Source organism: Nocardia sp. NPDC051911, assembly GCF_040681035.1.
Taxonomy (GTDB): domain Bacteria; phylum Actinomycetota; class Actinomycetes; order Mycobacteriales; family Mycobacteriaceae; genus Nocardia; species Nocardia sichangensis.
Window position 1 is genome coordinate 46,788 of the sequence record NZ_JBFAXY010000023.1, and the last position, 15,651, is coordinate 62,438.

At 68.3% G+C, this 15,651-nt stretch carries 12 protein-coding genes; 5 read left to right on the forward strand and 7 right to left on the reverse strand.

Annotation, left to right across the window (positions count from 1 at the left end; genetic code table 11):
• The first annotated feature begins 16 nt into the window (after positions 1 to 16).
• Entirely contained in the window at positions 17 to 1,036 is a 1,020-nt protein-coding gene (gene add, locus AB0L97_RS25795) for an adenosine deaminase (RefSeq protein WP_364434103.1), read from the forward strand.
• On the opposite strand, the gene AB0L97_RS25800 is transcribed toward add, so the two are convergent.
• On the reverse strand, positions 1,015 to 1,815 hold the full coding sequence (locus AB0L97_RS25800; protein ID WP_364434106.1) for an RDD family protein: 801 nt from the start codon (positions 1,813 to 1,815) through the stop codon (positions 1,015 to 1,017). The two genes, add and AB0L97_RS25800, sit on opposite strands and share 22 nt — an antisense overlap.
• A gap of 43 nt (positions 1,816 to 1,858) precedes the next feature.
• On the opposite strand from AB0L97_RS25800, the gene AB0L97_RS25805 reads away from it, so the two are divergent.
• On the forward strand, positions 1,859 to 2,884 hold the full coding sequence (locus AB0L97_RS25805) for a stage II sporulation protein M (protein ID WP_364434108.1): 1,026 nt from the start codon (positions 1,859 to 1,861) through the stop codon (positions 2,882 to 2,884).
• Between the two features lie 807 nt (positions 2,885 to 3,691).
• Here AB0L97_RS25805 and AB0L97_RS25810 read toward each other — a convergent pair.
• Positions 3,692 to 5,107, reverse strand: a complete 1,416-nt coding sequence (locus tag AB0L97_RS25810; protein ID WP_364434111.1) for a hypothetical protein — start codon at positions 5,105 to 5,107, stop codon at positions 3,692 to 3,694.
• Positions 5,108 to 5,216: 109 nt separating this feature from the next.
• Here AB0L97_RS25810 and AB0L97_RS25815 point away from each other — a divergent pair, with 109 nt between their 5' ends.
• Positions 5,217 to 5,855 (forward strand): methyltransferase domain-containing protein, encoded by a 639-nt coding sequence (locus AB0L97_RS25815; RefSeq protein ID WP_364434114.1) that lies wholly within the window; start codon positions 5,217 to 5,219, stop codon positions 5,853 to 5,855.
• Here the strand turns inward: AB0L97_RS25815 and AB0L97_RS25820 are convergent, their stop codons facing one another.
• Genes AB0L97_RS25820 through AB0L97_RS25835 form a run of 4 tightly spaced genes read right to left on the reverse strand, consistent with a single transcriptional unit; the run spans position 5,856 to position 10,111 of the window.
• The gene (locus AB0L97_RS25820; RefSeq protein ID WP_356963256.1) at positions 5,856 to 6,623 is read right to left on the reverse strand and encodes an SDR family NAD(P)-dependent oxidoreductase; all 768 of its coding nucleotides are present in this window, start codon (positions 6,621 to 6,623) and stop codon (positions 5,856 to 5,858) included. It lies immediately after the preceding gene.
• 31 nt (positions 6,624 to 6,654) lie between these two features.
• Entirely contained in the window at positions 6,655 to 7,629 is a 975-nt protein-coding gene (locus AB0L97_RS25825) for a hypothetical protein (protein WP_364434118.1), read from the reverse strand.
• The gene (locus AB0L97_RS25830) at positions 7,626 to 9,065 is read right to left on the reverse strand and encodes a pyridoxal phosphate-dependent aminotransferase (RefSeq protein ID WP_364434121.1); all 1,440 of its coding nucleotides are present in this window, start codon (positions 9,063 to 9,065) and stop codon (positions 7,626 to 7,628) included. The genes AB0L97_RS25825 and AB0L97_RS25830 overlap by 4 nt, the downstream gene beginning before the upstream one ends.
• A complete protein-coding gene (locus tag AB0L97_RS25835) occupies positions 9,062 to 10,111 on the reverse strand; it encodes a helix-turn-helix transcriptional regulator (protein ID WP_355073368.1) in 1,050 nt (349 codons plus the stop codon). The genes AB0L97_RS25830 and AB0L97_RS25835 overlap by 4 nt, the downstream gene beginning before the upstream one ends.
• Before the next feature lie 653 nt (positions 10,112 to 10,764).
• Between AB0L97_RS25835 and AB0L97_RS25840 the strand changes: the two genes are divergently transcribed.
• Both AB0L97_RS25840 and AB0L97_RS25845 read left to right on the forward strand, forming a co-directional pair.
• Positions 10,765 to 11,094 carry a hypothetical protein gene (locus AB0L97_RS25840; protein WP_364434126.1) on the forward strand — a complete coding sequence of 110 codons (330 nt, stop codon included), beginning with the start codon at positions 10,765 to 10,767 and terminating at the stop codon, positions 11,092 to 11,094.
• A gap of 266 nt (positions 11,095 to 11,360) precedes the next feature.
• A complete protein-coding gene (locus AB0L97_RS25845) occupies positions 11,361 to 13,085 on the forward strand; it encodes a hypothetical protein (protein WP_364434129.1) in 1,725 nt (574 codons plus the stop codon).
• A 16-nt stretch (positions 13,086 to 13,101) separates the two neighbouring features.
• Here AB0L97_RS25845 and AB0L97_RS25850 read toward each other — a convergent pair whose 3' ends face one another.
• Complete coding sequence (locus AB0L97_RS25850) at positions 13,102 to 13,548, reverse strand: hypothetical protein (RefSeq protein ID WP_364434132.1); 447 nt, start codon at positions 13,546 to 13,548, stop codon at positions 13,102 to 13,104.
• Positions 13,549 to 15,651: the final 2,103 nt, after the last annotated feature.

Sequence of the window (15,651 nt, forward strand, 5' to 3'; positions counted from 1 at the left end):
GGAGGATCATGACCCCATGGCCTCAGATCTCGCCGCCTTCGTCCGCGGATTGCCCAAAGCGGAACTGCACCTGCATCTGGAAGGGACGCTGGAGCCGGAGCTGAAGTTCCGCCTCGCCCGGCGCAACGGCATCGAGCTGCCGGAGAAGAGCGTGGAAGAGGTCAAGCAGACCTACCGATTCCATGACCTGACGTCATTCCTCCAGGTCTACTACCCCGCGATGCGCGTGCTACAGCGCCCGGAGGACTTCCACGACCTCGCCTTCGACTATCTGCGCCGAGCGCACGGCCAAGGCGTGCGTCACGCCGAGTTGTTCTTCGATCCGCAGGCGCACACCGGGCGCGGAGTCCCGTTCCCCACGGTGATCAGCGGATACCGGTCGGCGATCGCACGGGCGCGGCGGGAGCTGGGGATATCCGCCGAACTGATTTTGTGCTTCCTGCGCGACCATTCCGCGGAGTACGCCATGGCGACGCTGCTGGAAGCGCTGCCGTACAAGAGCTGGATCCTCGGTGTGGGGCTGGATTCCGACGAGCGGGGCAACCCGCCGAGCAAGTTCGCCGCCGTCTTCGAGCGCGCCCGCGCGGAAGGGTTCCTGCTGACGATGCACTGCGACATCGACCAGCCGGATTCGATCGAGCACATCCGCCAGGCGCTGGAGGACATCGCCGTCGACCGCATCGACCACGGCACCAACATCGTGGAGGACGACCGTCTGGTCGAACTGGCCGGGTCCAAGGGGATCGCGCTCACCTGCTGTCCGGTGTCGAACTCCTTCGTCACGGCGCAGATGAAAGCCGAGGAGATCGTCGGTCTACTGAGCCGTGGGCTGACGGTGACGGTCAACAGCGACGACCCCGCGTACTTCGCCGCCTACGTTGCCGACAACTACCTCGCGCTCGCCGAGCAAGGTGGTCTCGGGACCGAGCAGGTGGTCGAGTTGGCCCGGAACTCCTTCCGTGCCTCGTGGATCACGCCCGCACGGCAGGACGCCTATCTGCGCGAGATCGACGACTACGTGGCGGCGAACGGCTGACCGGCGCGCGGCGGGAAGACCGGGTACAGCGGCCACGGCAGCACTCGGCGCTGCCGTTCGGCGATGACCGCGCCGAGAATCTGCGACGGCGGACAACCGGCCGGTGGCGCGACGCGCAGCCGGCCGCACACCTCGGCAACGAGCGCCGTCCCCAGCCGGTGTTGCGCCGCGGGCGTCAGGGTGCGCAAGCGGGTCAGGTACTGCCGCACCGCCAGCGCCAGATCTTCCGGTAGTCCGGACAGCTCGAGCTGCGCGCTCCAGCCGGTCAGCCACGGCGGCGCGATCGCGAGCGCGGGCGGCGGCAGCGGGCGCTGCGCGTGCACGACCACGGTGCCGGCGAGCACGTCACCGACCCGCCGCGCATGCGGCGAGCACATCGAGGTGAGCACCGCGATGGCGCCGAACCCGCCCAGCATCCAGAAATCGACGATCGCGCCCGCCAGGCCGCGGGTGAGCGCGTGCCGGAAATCGATCGGCCCGCCGTCCTCGCGCACCACCCGCAGCCCGAGCATCAGCTTGCCCAGTGTTCGTCCCCGCCAAGCGGTCTCACAGGTCACGGGGTACCCGACCAGCACGGTCACGATGGTCACCAGTGCGACCACGTCCAACCAGGCCGAGTCGACGCCCGCGGGCAGCAGCAACGTGACGATCGCGAACAACAGCACGAACCCGAGCGTGCACTGGGCCAGCACGTCGATCAGGAACGCGGTGGCCCTGGTGGGGATGCGGGCGATCGGCAGTTCCAGGGCCACTGCTTCGCCGGTGGTGAACTCAGCCATGTCGATAGCATTCTTGCGACCGGCGGGAGTGGGAGGCAACCGAATGGACGTGGACGCATACAGCCTGGCGCACCGCAGGGCGTGGGACCGGCTCGACTACCTGTCCACCCGGAGCAAGCTCACCGGCGCGGAGGCGGACGAACTCGTCATGCTCTACCGCCGCACCTCCCAGCAGCTGGCGCGGCTGCAGTCACACAGCCCGGACCCGGAGCTGATCGCCGGGCTGAGCGCGCTGCTGGCACGTGCGCGCGGCCGGGTGCTGGGCACGCGAGCCGACACTTGGCAGGAGATCGGACGGTTCTTCAGTCACCGTTTCCCGGCGGCGCTCTATCGGGCATGGCCGTGGTGGGTCGGCGTCGCCGCGGTGTTCCTGTCGGTGTCGGCCGGGTTGGCAGTCTGGGTGGACCGGTTCGATTCGGCCCGCGAGGTGCTCGGAATTCCCGAGGACACAAGGAGCCTCACCGCGCCGGGCGGCGCGTTCGAGACGTACTACTCGGAGCATCCGCAGGAGGCCTTCGCCGCGCAGGTATGGACGAACAACGCATGGGTGACGGCGATCGCCTTGTTCACCGGCGTCTTGATCCTGCCCGCGGTCTACCTGCTGTTCATGAACGCGCTCAACCTGGGTGTCAGCGCGGGCCTGATGGCTGATGCGGGGCGGCTGGATTCGTTCTTCGGCTTCATCCTTCCGCACGGCACGCTGGAGCTGACCGCGGTATTCGTCGCGGGCGGCGTCGGCCTGAAACTCGGTTGGACGCTGATCGATCCGGGTCGGCTCAGCCGGGTGGAGGCGGTGGCCAGGCAGGGCCGGGCGACCGCGACCGTAGCGCTCGGCCTGGTGGGAGTGTTGCTGATCTGTGGCTTCATCGAAGGTTTCGTGACGCCGAGCCCGTTGCCCACACCGATTCGCATCGCGATCGGATTCACTGCCGAGGCGTTGTTCCTGGTGTACGTGTTCGGGGTGGGACGCCGCGCGGTCACGGAGCAGGCGAAGCCGGGTGCCGAGTCATCGGGCGATCATCTGACCACTGTGACGCAGCCAACATTCAGCACACGCTGGGTGAAGTGACTGGGACAATCGGCAGCTAAGCGGCGCCAGATCGGTTCGGAAGTCCCCCATTTGAGTTCCGCTGGCCGCAGCGAGTCGCTGCTCTAGCTGCGGCCAGCGTTACCGTCAACTCTACACAACCGTTATCCCTACGCAACCCTGCCTGTCGAGGTCAAGCGTATAAAGCAGCACCCCAGCAAACCCTTGCGGCAGCACCTTTTCGCCCCGTGCCAGCTAACCGCATGCGACTAGGGCGACCATGATTTCGGCGACCGGGCACCGCTCCGGCGACTCCGCCGGAATAGTCACGGGGAATACGTCACGGCAATGAATCGGAACTCGCCTCGGGCGTTAGCGGAGCGTTTCAATAGACCCCTCCATGGTTGCTGACACCCCTTCCCACCTGCACGTTCATTTGCACGAAAGGACAGTTGCTGGTCACCGCCCAATGGAAAGAGACCAGAAGTTTGTTTACGCGGTAATAAACCGGGTAAAGACATAGCGGCACGCCGGGAAGACCGGACAGTTCCCCGACAGGCTCCGCATTAACCAGGGAGTGAAAAGGGTTCAGTTCACCCACTCGGCACGCCCGATTCAGCACCGGAGCCGCAACCATAACGAGGCATGTGATCTTCGCCTCACCTGCCGTTACCGAGTGTCGAGTCGCGCGAAATCGACGCCGTGACACCCGACTTGGAGTGACCCGCGTCACCGTCGACGCACGGCCATGCCGCACTCCAACGCCCGAACCGGACCGCCGCGACGGCAGTCCGCGACTCGAATCACTCCGCGAAAGTGACCTGAATCACCTTGAAGGTGATAGGGGGCTCAACCGACGCGCAGTATCCCGGTGACCGTGCCTTGCAACAGACGGCCGTCGTGTGTGATCAACGGTGCGGTCTCCAGCGGATCGTCGACGATGGCGCCGGGCAGCGGATGCGATGCGGTGACCGCACCGGTTTCGGGGTCGAGAACGGTGAACGCGTACCCGTCCACGGGCGTGGCGTGATCGGAACCGACGCGAGCGACCGTGTAGAGCGCGCCGTCGGCGGTGGACAGCCGCGGAACGGCGGCACTCCGAACCTTGTTCTCCCACATCACGAGGCATCCGTCAGCGGAGACGTCGACTCGCGTCATCCCCCCGGTAAAAGGAGCGTTCGGCGGCGACGCGGGCCCCGCCCCTTCGGGCAGCGCCGGATACGGGTAGCCGTATGTGCTCGCCACGAAGATCGAGCGGCCGATGCCGACGGGTGAATTCTCGCTGCCGGCCCCACCTTCGCCGAGCACCGGAACTGTGCACATCAATTCGCCTGTTCCGGAACGGAATACCAAGGCATGCACCTGCCCGTCGGCGTTGTCGACGATGGTCAGATAGTCCGCACCGGTCTCGGGACCGAAGTAGGTGGGCGTCGACCCGGTGCCCCAGCTGAGCTGTCCCGGCTTGCGCGCCGATCCCCGGTCGTAGGCCGCGCGCCACGCGATCTCCGGAGCGCCGGACGGGCCGACGCGCAGTTCGTACAGCGCGTGCGTCGTCGCCACCGCGACCTGTCCACGCGGAGCCGCCGAGATGCTGTTCGCCACCTGCTCCCCCGCGGGCAGCGTCAACGCGGTGACCAGCCCGGCCGGGGTGACGAATCCGACCACTCCCCGGCCGGTCGCGAACCACACGTTGCCCGACCAGTCCGGAACGAGTCCCGTCACGTTGTCTCCCGACGGGATCACCGACCCGAGGTCGGCGGACTCTTCGCTGATCAGCCGCCACGCTCCCGCCGCGTCACGCTCGTGCCGCACCCGGAGCAACCGGTCGGTGCCGTCCACGACCACCAGACGGTCGTCCCGATCGAGGTAGGCGTACACACCGCCGAGCAGACTGCCCTTGGTCAACGGCAGCGCGGCGAGCGATGGCGCCAACAGGCCCGGCGCCGCCGGATCGAGCAAATGCACCGTCGGGGTCTGTCCCGCGATCGCGGTGCACAGGGCGACCACGAGTCGGTCCGATCCCTCCAGCAGGGTGGGGCACGCCGAGGCCAGCGGGTACGCGCCGATCGCTGCGGCGCGGGCGTCCGGACCGGCGAGCGGTGTCGCGTCCGAGGACCCCGCGTCACCGTGCATGGTGGCGGTGCCGGTCGGCCCGATGAAAGGATTCGGCGGCGCGAGCGGACCCCATGGCCCGGCCGCCGACGCGGGCTGAGCGGACAGCAATGCCAGCACGCACGCGGCGAGGAGGGTCATCGGCCGACGCATCGCGGTCCTCTTTCGCTGGGCAACGCGGTATCCGAACGGATACCGGAGAGAACAGTATTCGGGTATTCGCCGCGCCCCCGGGACAGCGGGGGCCGATACGATGACGCGCATGAACTCGGTTCGGGGCCGTCTGTTGTCCACACTCGCCGGTCAACTCGGGAATCCCCACGGCGTGCTCGGCAAAGGTGTCGCCTTCGTGCTCAATCGCAGCAACAAGCCCGCCATTACGGGGGCGGTGGAGGCCGCCGCCGTCGCGCCGGGCGGCACCGTGGCCGACGTCGGGTTCGGTGGTGGAGCGGGGCTTTCCCGGTTGCTCGAGCGGGTCGGCGCGGGAGGCGTCGTGCACGGCGTGGAGATCTCCGCCGACATGCTGGCACGCGCGCGCTCGAGTCATGGCAGCGACATCGATGCCGGTCGCCTGCGGCTGGTGGAGGGCTCGCTCACCGCGCTGCCGCTGCCGGACGACAGCCTCGATGCCGCGATCACCGTCAACACCGTGTACTTCGTGCCGGACCTGGCTGCGGCCTGCGCCGAACTCGCCAGGGTGGTCCGGCCGGGCGGCCGTCTGGTGATCGGCATCGGCGATCCGGACGCGATGGCAAAGCTTCCGTTCACGTCGTACGGGTTCACCCTGCGCCCGGTCCCGGAGGTGGTCGCGGCGCTGGAACAGGCGGGCTGCACCGTCGAGCAACGGAGGCTCGCGAGCACGCCGATTCCGCACCATTTGCTGGTGGCGACGCCCCGCTGACTACATCAGCGCGCCGCCATCGACCCGGATCTCGGTGCCGGTCATGTATTTGCCGTCGTCGGAGGCGACCATCGCGACCACCCCGGCGATGTCCTCCGGGCTGCCCAGCGCTCCCCCGTTGAGCCATCCGGTCATCCGGGAGAACAGCTGCGGATCGAAACCCTCGGGCTGATCCAAGATGGACTTCGTCGTGATACCGCTGGTGATGCCTGCCGGAACGATGTTCACCGCGCGCAAACCCTGCTTGGCGTACTCCAGGGCGATCGCGTGTGTGAAGGCGTTCACGCCGCCCTTCGACGCCGCGTAGGAGGCGAGGTAGGGCGCCGCGCTGAAGGCCGCGGTAGAGGAGATGTTGACCACCACGCCGCGTCCGGTGTCCAGCAGAGCGGGCAGCGCGGCCTGGGTCATGAGGAAGGTGCCGGTGAGATTCACCCGGATCACCTGGTCCCACACCTCGAGCGGCATCTCGTGGGTGCGCGCGGGCCGCAGGATGCCCGCCGCGTTCACCAGCACGTCCAGTCCACCGAGGAACTCCAGCGCCGCTGCGGTCGCGGTGCGCACCGACTCCGGGTCGGCGGTGTCGACCGCTACCGTTCGCAGTCGTTCCGCGCCGTCGCCCGCCTTCTCCGCGGTGGCCGCCAGGCCCGCCGCGTCGATGTCGGCGGCGACCAACTGCGCCCCCTCGTCCAGCAGCCGCAGGGCGATGCCCTGACCGATGCCGGATCCCGCTCCCGTCACCACCACGCGGCGGCCGTCAAATCTGCGCATGCCAAAAATTAGAACACGTTCTCATCGAGCGTCAAGGGACTTCGCCGCGCTCCCCGGCTATTCGCAGCACCATCGCCGCCGTCGCGGCGCCGTACGCACGGCTGGCCGAGCCCGGCCGATCCGCCGGATAGTTGGAGCGATGCGTGACGACGACGCCGTTGGGCAGGGTGACCGTCTTGTCCGGCACGGTCGCGACGCAGTTGCCGCCCGCCTTGGCCACCAGGTCGACGATCACGGTTCCCGAGCCGAGCAGGTCCAGCGCCGCCGGTCCGAGCAGGCGAGGCGCCGGGGATCCGCGGTGCACGGCCGTGCAGACGACCAGATCGGGCGGCGTCGCGGCGAGCGTGTCCAGCAGTGCCGCGTTGTCGTCCCGGTTCGGCACGAATTTCCCCGCGCCCGCCCCGATCGCGGCCACTCGTTGTTCGATGCGGTTGCCGACCGCCGTCGGCCGCTCGTCGCCGAACGTGCGCGCGGCCGCGATGGCGGCGAGACCGGCGGCCCCGCACCCCAGCACGAAGGCACGGACCGGGCCGGCCAGCCGCCCGGGAGCGAGCAGCCGCCTGCCTTCGGCGTAACCCACCGCGCCCGCGATCCGGCTCATGGTGGACAGCGCGTCGAACTCGGTGGTCGTGTCGTCGCGTGGCACCGCGTCGAAGGCGACCGATTCGATGCCGCGGCGGCGCAACCGGTCGATCTCGTCGCGCCGGTGGTGCGGATCCTGGAAGCCGAGCAGCGTCGTCCCCGCGCGCAGCGGCATCGAGTCGAGTTCGAACGCGGGCGGTTTCACCCAGACGACGATGCCCGCGCGCTCGAACACCGCCGCGCGATCCTCGAGGACGACCGCCCCGGACGCGCTGTAGTCCTCGTCCGCGAAACCCGCGCCTTGTCCCGCGCCTTCCTGCACGAGAACGCGGAGTCCCGCTGCCGACAGCGTGCGCACCTCGTCCGGGGTGAGCGCCACGCGAGTCTCCCGCGACGCGGTCTCGCGCAGCACTCCGACGATCATCGCGCGGCCCCGGGCTCCGCCACCAGAGCGGTCAGGCCGCGATCGGCGAGCGCGTCGCGATAGGTGAGCCCGCCGACGATGTCGCGAATCAATTGCTCCAGCCGGTCGAACAGTTCCTCGATCAAAGCGGGCGACTCGTGTCGCGGCGCCTTACGTGGAGCGAGGACGTTCAACCGGACACCGGGACGCAGCGAGCCGGTCCGGTCCAGCGCGACGCTGTCGACGCCGGCCACGGCGAGCAACAGGTCCTCCACCTGCGCACTCGTGTGCACACCCGCCTTGTCGAGCAGCGCGGGGTCGAAAACCACCGAGACGAACATGCCTTCCGGGTTGCCCAACGGTCGCAGCACGTCGGTTCCCAGCCGGGTGTTGATCGCGGCGATCCGGCCGCATGTCCGATCGATCTGCGCGCGCATCAGCACGTGATTGCGGTCGAAATAGTCCTCAGAGGTGTGCTCCAGGATGGCGCGGGCCAGATGGGTGGTCTCGCGCTGGAACGAAATCGTGAGCCGTTCCCTGATCCGCGCCAGCCACGCGCCGTCGCCGGTGCAGGCGGCACCCATTTTGCACGGGCCGAAGGCGTTGTAGCCCTTCGAGTTCCCCGTGATGGTCAGCACCACGTCGTACAGCCGCCGGATGCCCTGCTCGGTCTCCACGTGCAGTGCCGCGATCGGGATGTGCGAGGCCACCAGCCGGTCGAAGGCCATGTCGCAGATCACCGGAACACCGCAGTCGAGCAGCACCCGCCCGAGTTCCGCCAGCTCCGTGGCCGTGTAATCCGCGACGACGGGGTTGCCCGGCAGCGTGAGCAGCACGCCGCACAGTTCGCCCGTCGCCCGCAGTTCCGCGAGGCAGCGGGCCAGCCGTGCCGGATCGATCTTGAACGCGTCGTCCGGAGCCACCGGGCACGAGACGACTCGCAAGCCGAATTTCTCCACGTGGATGCTGGAACTCTTGTAGAAGCCCTCCGGGCACACGATCACCCCGCCCGGCCTGGCGAGGGTGGCCACCGCCTCCTCGAGCAACATCGTGCTCGAGTACGGGCAGACGATCACCTCCTCCGGGCGCACCCGGACGCCGGGCACCCCTTCCACCGGATGCGACAGGCGCTCGAACAGCTTGCGGGCCGCGAGTTCCCGCAGAATCAGCGGCTGCCGCTTGTCGTAGAGCCTGCCGTCGAGGTAGTCCGCCGGGGGTGCGATGTGCAGGCTTTCGCGCCATGCCCGGTCCAGCGCCGCGACCGCATGCGCGTCCGGAGCCCGGCCGGTTTCGCCGTGGTAGGCGTCGATGACGCCCGAGTAGCGGCGGCCACCGGTCCCGGCGAACCAGGTGTCTCTCGAAAGGTGGCCGCGCACTTCACGTTTCCTGGCCTCGGAGCGATTGGTCAGCCTCGCCAGGTCGGCGAGCGGATCGGTGAGCACCTGGCTCTGAGTCACGGAACCTCGCCTTCTGAAGAGTCTCCCGGTGCGGGCATGGTGTTCCATTTCTCCTGGAGTGCGGCGCGGAACAGGCTGCGGCAGTTGCCCTCGGTGAGTCGTTCGAACTCCGCCAGCGGCGGCTGCGCGACGATCTGGTCCACCACGATGGCCGAACCGGCGCGCCGGAGGTCGTAGAGTTTCTCGAACCGCCGGACCGCGAACGCGACATCGTGCTTCAGCGCGGAGAAGCGCGTCGCGACCCGAGCCTGACGCGAGTAGTCGTACTCGCCCACCGCGACGTAGCGATCATCGACTACGAGCATGCTCTGCGCGTTGCGCGCATATTCGCGCTTGACCAGCACGCTTTCCACGCCCGATCGGGCTTGCTTCCACAGTTTGTCGTCGTAGGGCCAGACGTCCGAGATGTCGTCGAGCACATACATCCGCCGTACATCGATCTTCGGTGGATGGGTCGTGTCGGCCAGGCGCAGAATCGCCGCGTGATAGTCGTCGCCGACGTCGCCGCCGATCGTGCCCAGGTCCGCGGTGTGAATCGCGCGCACCGACGTGGTGGCCTGCTCCAGGATCGTCAGCCAGTCGGTGACGGTATTCCATTCCCATACCGTCGCGCTGCGCGAGGGAATCTGCGCGAGGATCTCCTCGGCGCGCTCCAATTGCCGATCGGCGACCAGGCGCAGCGGCTCGATCTCCGCCCGCGCTCCGGAGGCATCGATCAGGCTCTGCGCGATACTCAGTGCGCGCGAGACCAATTGAGGGTCCTTGCCGAGCAGGACGTTGAATCGCATCCGCAGGTCGTAGTAGGCGCTGCTGGTCGGATCGGTCGCGGGATCGGCGCTGCCATCGGTCGGCAACTCCGCGCCGAGCGCCAGACTCAGACGTTCGCGCAGCGCCAGCGGCGGAATCCTGCTGCCGTTCTCGATCTGCTGAATCAGGCTGCGGGAGCAGCCCGCTCTGGTGGCGAGCGACGCTTGGGTGTAACCGCGCTCCAGTCGTAGCCTGCGGACCAGGTTGCCGACCTGCTCGTCCGAGCCCGAGTCAGCCATTCCGCGCCTCCCATTCTGCGCCTTGCATACGCATGCTCACGGAGTATCACGATGCGACATTTTAGTCGTCAAGTGTCAAGTGGCGGCGGATGTATCGCGTTCGCCGAATTTCGTTGTCAACCAGCAATCCAGCTGGATGATCAATGTCCCGCCGCCGCAGGATCGAAGACGCTCACAAACACGCTTTTCGGACTCCACCAGGTAGCGGATAGCGCAACTTCCGCCGACCAGCGACATGTTCTGAGCGGCATGACTATTGTCGAGCAGAAATGCTCATAAGATATCGTCACGAAGCGCTAAAGCTTCGTTGACAGCATGGGGTGTCACTACCTAGCCTTGGTCTCGAAGCCATCGCAATTCGACTTCGCCGCAGGGGTTTTCCGACCTGCCGCGCTCGGTGGCTCGATAACTCGAGGAGGTGCCGGATACGGATACCTCGTTACCGTGCGAGCCCAGCCGAGCCGGCCGCATCCGTGGCCTTACATGACAACGCCGCCTTCGACGCTCGCGCCTTCCCTGAGCATTAGTGCACCGAGTAATTCCGGCACGGACGAAGTCATCATGTTCGAGCCGTGGCCGAGCGCGGGTCACCGCACTCCGGGCGAGCCCGGCGGGTCCCGCGTCATACCGAACAGAGTGAATGAGAGCGGATCATGGCACTCGACATCACCGATTCGATCATCACCAGCGATATCACCCCGGAAACGGCGCGGCTGCTCCCCTATTCCTCTGACACAGGTTGGGAACTCAGCTGGCTGCCGACAGTCACTCTTACCCGCGAGCAAGCCGTCAGCGGGATGGTGCTCGACGAAATGCTCAGCGATCCCCGCACACTCGCCAGCGACCTCGCGCTCGAGTTGGCCGCCATGCACGCCGACGACCTCGGCATCACCTTGCGTGAGGTGCTGCTCCGGCTGTACGTCCGCATCACCGAACGCGACAATGCGCCCAGCTGTCGCGATCACACGCCCCTGCCCGCCTGATCGCGACCCGGCGTGGCCTCGGTCCGGCACGACGATGGCACACTACCGATCGGTGCACCGGCGTCAGGACGGTGCGCGCGGGTCCGCGCGGCGCACGCTCGACTCGAGCCGACCACCGTGCGGAGTCCCACCGTCGATGGACCACGATGCGACGAGGGCGAAGGTTCCTTCCCAACTTCGGGAACAGAGCACACGGGGCCGGAACGATCCTGGCGGACAATGTTCTCTCTCGGTGTCGTTGACGCGGGTGAAGGGTTTACCGGGGCATGGCTCAATCGTTGCGGGTGGACACGGACCTGCTCCGAGCCATCACTCCTGAACTGGCCGCCATCGCCGACACCGCGCAAGGAGAACTGGCGCGCCTGAAGGAAAGACTCGCCGCCGAGGGCAAATGCTGGGGCGACGACGAGCCGGGCCGGGCCTTCGGCGACAGCTACGAGCCGGCGTCCGAAAAAGGGATCACCGGCTTCGAGAACCTGGTCCACAATCTGCACGGGATGAGCAGCAGCGTCGCCGAGGCGGGCGAGGCGCTGCACGACCAGGACCACAACAGCGGCTCCCGGCTCCGCGAGCAGAACCCGTTCGACTCCATGCCGGTCAGCAACACTCCTTACGGCCAGCCGCAGTCGCTTAGTCCGGTGCCGTCGCAGTCCGGCTCCACGCCGAACACCGAGCCGGGATCCGCCGGCGACACCACTGTGCCCACCTCGGCTGACAATCCCACCCCCCAAGCCGACAACCCCGCCACCCAGGTCGACAACCCTACCGCTACGGCGAGTGGCCCTACTGCCGCACATGGAACAGGACAGCCCGGCTATCAACCGACCAGCAACCCGATCGCGCCCGGCTCGACGAACCCCGGCGACTACGGCCCGGCCGGTACTCCCGACTCGTCCGGGCAGGAGCCGTCCGCCAACTTCCCCTCGCCGCCTTCCGTCCAGGACCGGGCGACGCCAACGGCGCGAGACGCCGCGCGCAACCCTACATCACCGGCCACTGCCACACCTGCCGCCGCCGAACCATCCCCTGCGGCGACATCCAAGCCCGGCGCGTCCGGACCCGCGGCCGTCCCGCGTACGCCGGAGACCCGATGGACGAGGCCGCCCGCTGATTCGCCATGGATGCGAAACACATCCGGCACGCCGTGGTCGCGCAGCCCGGGCGGTCCGGCACAGAATCAGGCCTTCCCGCCACGCCGCAAGGGGCCGAGGCCCGACGCGGCGAAACCCGGCAAGGACCCGAAAGCGCGCAAGCCGAAACCGGCACCGGCGGAAGCGAAGCACTCCCGGGTACGGACGGACCCGGATGCCGTGGCCGCCGCGCGGGCGCTGGCCGCTCGCCACGGCCTCCGGATCGCCGGATTCGAAGACTCCGGTGTGTCGAAACCTACGGTCGACGAGATCTCGGCGGCCGTCGACGGCATCCTCGGCAAATATCCTTTCATTCGGCCGGGCGGGATCGAGATCACCGACCTGCGGGATGGCACGGTGTCGCGTGTGGTGCCGAGTCGCGTGCCCGACGGCACAGCGGACGTGGTCACCGGCGGGTGGATTCTGCTGGACCGGGTCGCGGTGGCGAACCCCGTACTGCTCGCCGAAAGGGTGGAGGCCGCGGCTGGCTCGGGTGAGCGGGTGGCCGGGTCCGTGGACCGGCCGATGTATTCGACGATCGTTCGCGACCTGGGCCGGATACTCGAGGCGGGGGCCGGGCTGCATGTGCGGCAGTCGGCGCACCGGTCGCTGCTCATGGAGTACCGGCGCATCAGCGGGCCGTGGGATCGCGGCGACACGCTGGCCGCGATCGTGCGCGGTTACCGGCAGTGGCGCGCCCAGCTGATCCGCGCGTGCTTCTGCGGTGACCTTTTCGACCCTGGTGCGGCGGTGGTGGAAGGGTTCACCGAAGTCGAACTGCGTGGCAGCCGCGCCTGCGGGCCCGCGAAAGTACTGCATCGGTTGGTCATCGAGCACGCCCGCGGACGATCGAGCGCCTGATGGTGCAGATCCCGGATTATTTCCCCGACTGGCTGACCGACATGGTGTTGGGGCACTTTCCGGAGGGGGACCCGGAGGCGATGCGGCGCGACGCCGACGCCTGGTCGGACGCGGCGAACGCGCTGGTGCCAGTGGCGCATCGGCTCCGCGCGGCGTTGGAGCGGTTGGACGAGGCGGTCGAGGGCGAGACCGGTACGGAAATACAGAAGCAGTACCGCAAGATCCTCGACCAGGTAGAGGCGCAGATCGAGTTCAACAACTCGATGGCCCGGAAGCTGTATGCCAACGCCACGGATACCGAGTACGGGCAGTACGTCCTGATCGGCATTGCAGCAGCGCTGCTGGCGCAGTGGATCATCGACATGGCCATGCCGCCGCCCGGCAGCATCGTGAAGGCGATCTCCGATCGCGCCGAGGCCAGGGTGGGGATGGAACTCGCGCAGCGCGATCTGGTTTTGACCATATTGGGCAGGGTCGCGCGGTTCGTCGCGGAGCACCCGCGGCTGATGCTGGCTACGAAGGGTGTGTTCTTCGGGACGGTGGTCGGCGGCGGAGTGCCCTATGTCGCCCAACGTGTCCAGATCGCGCAGGGCCACCGGGAGAAGGTGGATTGGCAGAAGGTCGGGATCGGAGCCGCCGCCGGTGCCGTCGGTGGTCTGGTCGGTGTCGAGGTCGGTCGTCGCGTCGCGCCGTTGGCGATCAAAGCGGGCGGGCGTGTGCTGGGCACCGTGGCGGCCGGCGGCGTGGGCGGTATGGCCGGTGGTCTGGCGGGTGGGCTGACCGCGTGGGGTTTGACGGGCGGCGACCTGCGCGGCAAGGACCTGGCCACCATGGTGTGGACGGGTTTCGGCTCCGGCCTCGTCGGCGGAATCGGGGCGGGGGTGCGCGCCGGGCGGGCCGGGGCGAACGCGAGTTCGATCGAACCGGTGCCCTCTCTCGATTCGGGGCCGCCCCCCGACGCGGCGCCATCGGCCAGAATTTCCGCGCCCGGGGATGGTCGTCCGCCGCAAACACAGACGGCGACGCCCGAGTCCACGTCCACCACCAGTGACGTGGACGCACCGCGAGCGAGGCGTCCCGAGTCCGGCGATGGTTCGATGGACCGGCCCGAGAACCTGTCCGAGGCGAGGATGGCGGAGGGCGATCAGATCCTCCGCGACATGGTCGACGACGCCATCGCCCGAATCCTACGCGGCGAGGGCCCTGGCCAGTCGCTGGACGGCGGCGGCGGAATCGCACCTAGGAGCACGCCCGACTACCCGTCGGGAGGGTCGTCGCCTTCGTCGTCGCGCGGTGGCGGCACCGGATGGTCCGGCTGGAACATGACCGAGACCGCACGAGGCGGTGTCGCCGTGGCCGCCCATCCCGAAGGCGGTTCGGCCACACCGATGCCGACCCGTCAGGCACAGATCAGCGATCCTCAGGTGCGCCCGGAGCAGCGGGGAATGAATGTGACCGCCGAAGGGTCCGCTACCCGGCCGGGCACGGAAGTCCTTCTCGACGACGGCAGCAGTTCTTACGCGAGCCCACTCATGGTCGAACACGGACCTGCCGGAGAGATGTACTTGGTCGCGCCGGAACAGACCGCGGGCAACGCCTCCCCGGACATGGCGGGGCCCCGACCGGCCGGTGGCACACTGGACGAGGGCGCGACCACCCACGAGGGACAGCCTCTGCACAGGGTCGATTTCGACGCGGAGATCGCCAAGCTGGAAGCGGAGCTGGCTCAGACTTCACTGCCAGCGAGTGCGGGTACCACCGCACCATCGGTGGAAGCGCCGATACCGGCCGCGGACACCACACCACCGCCCTCGACGCACACCGGAACGGAAGACGCCGTGGCGGGGCACGCACCGTCCGTTCCGGATGCCGCGCCCGCGACACCTGTTGGTTCCGATACGCAGAATCCGGTCGCGCAGGCCAGTGCTCCGCCACCGAACACCGACCCCGCAGGGTATGCCTCCGCCACGCCCGAGCCGCGAAACCCCGTTCCCCCGTCGACCGCATCCCAGGCAGCCGGCGCCCCGGCGGCAAGCAATACCTCGCACACCGGCGAGCCGAGACCGTCTGTTGGGCCGACAACGTCCAGCGGCACGCGCAGTTCGGGCGGCACCAGCCCGCTCGCGGCACCACTGGCGGGCCACACACCGAATGCCAACAGCCCTACCGCCCACACGAACGCGCCGACGGCATCGGCGGCAGCGGCAGGATTTCCGTCAGCGGATCTGGGAAACTCTGTCGCTCGGAACTCGCCGACAGCATCGACTTCGCCAACGGGGTTCCTGCCGACCGATCCCGGAGAAACTCCCCACTCCGCCGCGGCAGCCCCGGCGGCCGCAACCGGCCGACCGGGCGACGACGAACCCGACGCCGATCCAGAGGAGTTCCCCACCCCACCGGGCACCGTCGTGGACGACCCCCGGGAACACAACATCCAAAAGGACCCCCGGGAGCACAGCGTCCAACAGGACCCGCGGGAACACAGTGTCCAGAAGAAGCCCGCCGGGGATTACGTAGTCATCCCCGGCGTCTCCTACCCGCTGGAGGACGAACCACCCGCCGACGC

Coding starts and splice junctions, on each gene's coding strand:
- add (WP_364434103.1), top strand. CDS start 17: ATGGCCTCAGATCTCGCCGCCTTCGTCCGCGGATTGCCCAAAGCGGAA.
- AB0L97_RS25800 (WP_364434106.1), bottom strand. CDS start 1,815: ATGGCTGAGTTCACCACCGGCGAAGCAGTGGCCCTGGAACTGCCGATC.
- AB0L97_RS25805 (WP_364434108.1), top strand. CDS start 1,859: ATGGACGTGGACGCATACAGCCTGGCGCACCGCAGGGCGTGGGACCGG.
- AB0L97_RS25810 (WP_364434111.1), bottom strand. CDS start 5,107: ATGCGTCGGCCGATGACCCTCCTCGCCGCGTGCGTGCTGGCATTGCTG.
- AB0L97_RS25815 (WP_364434114.1), top strand. CDS start 5,217: ATGAACTCGGTTCGGGGCCGTCTGTTGTCCACACTCGCCGGTCAACTC.
- AB0L97_RS25820 (WP_356963256.1), bottom strand. CDS start 6,623: ATGCGCAGATTTGACGGCCGCCGCGTGGTGGTGACGGGAGCGGGATCC.
- AB0L97_RS25825 (WP_364434118.1), bottom strand. CDS start 7,629: ATGATCGTCGGAGTGCTGCGCGAGACCGCGTCGCGGGAGACTCGCGTG.
- AB0L97_RS25835 (WP_355073368.1), bottom strand. CDS start 10,111: ATGGCTGACTCGGGCTCGGACGAGCAGGTCGGCAACCTGGTCCGCAGG.
- AB0L97_RS25840 (WP_364434126.1), top strand. CDS start 10,765: ATGGCACTCGACATCACCGATTCGATCATCACCAGCGATATCACCCCG.
- AB0L97_RS25845 (WP_364434129.1), top strand. CDS start 11,361: ATGGCTCAATCGTTGCGGGTGGACACGGACCTGCTCCGAGCCATCACT.
- AB0L97_RS25850 (WP_364434132.1), bottom strand. CDS start 13,548: ATGGTCAAAACCAGATCGCGCTGCGCGAGTTCCATCCCCACCCTGGCC.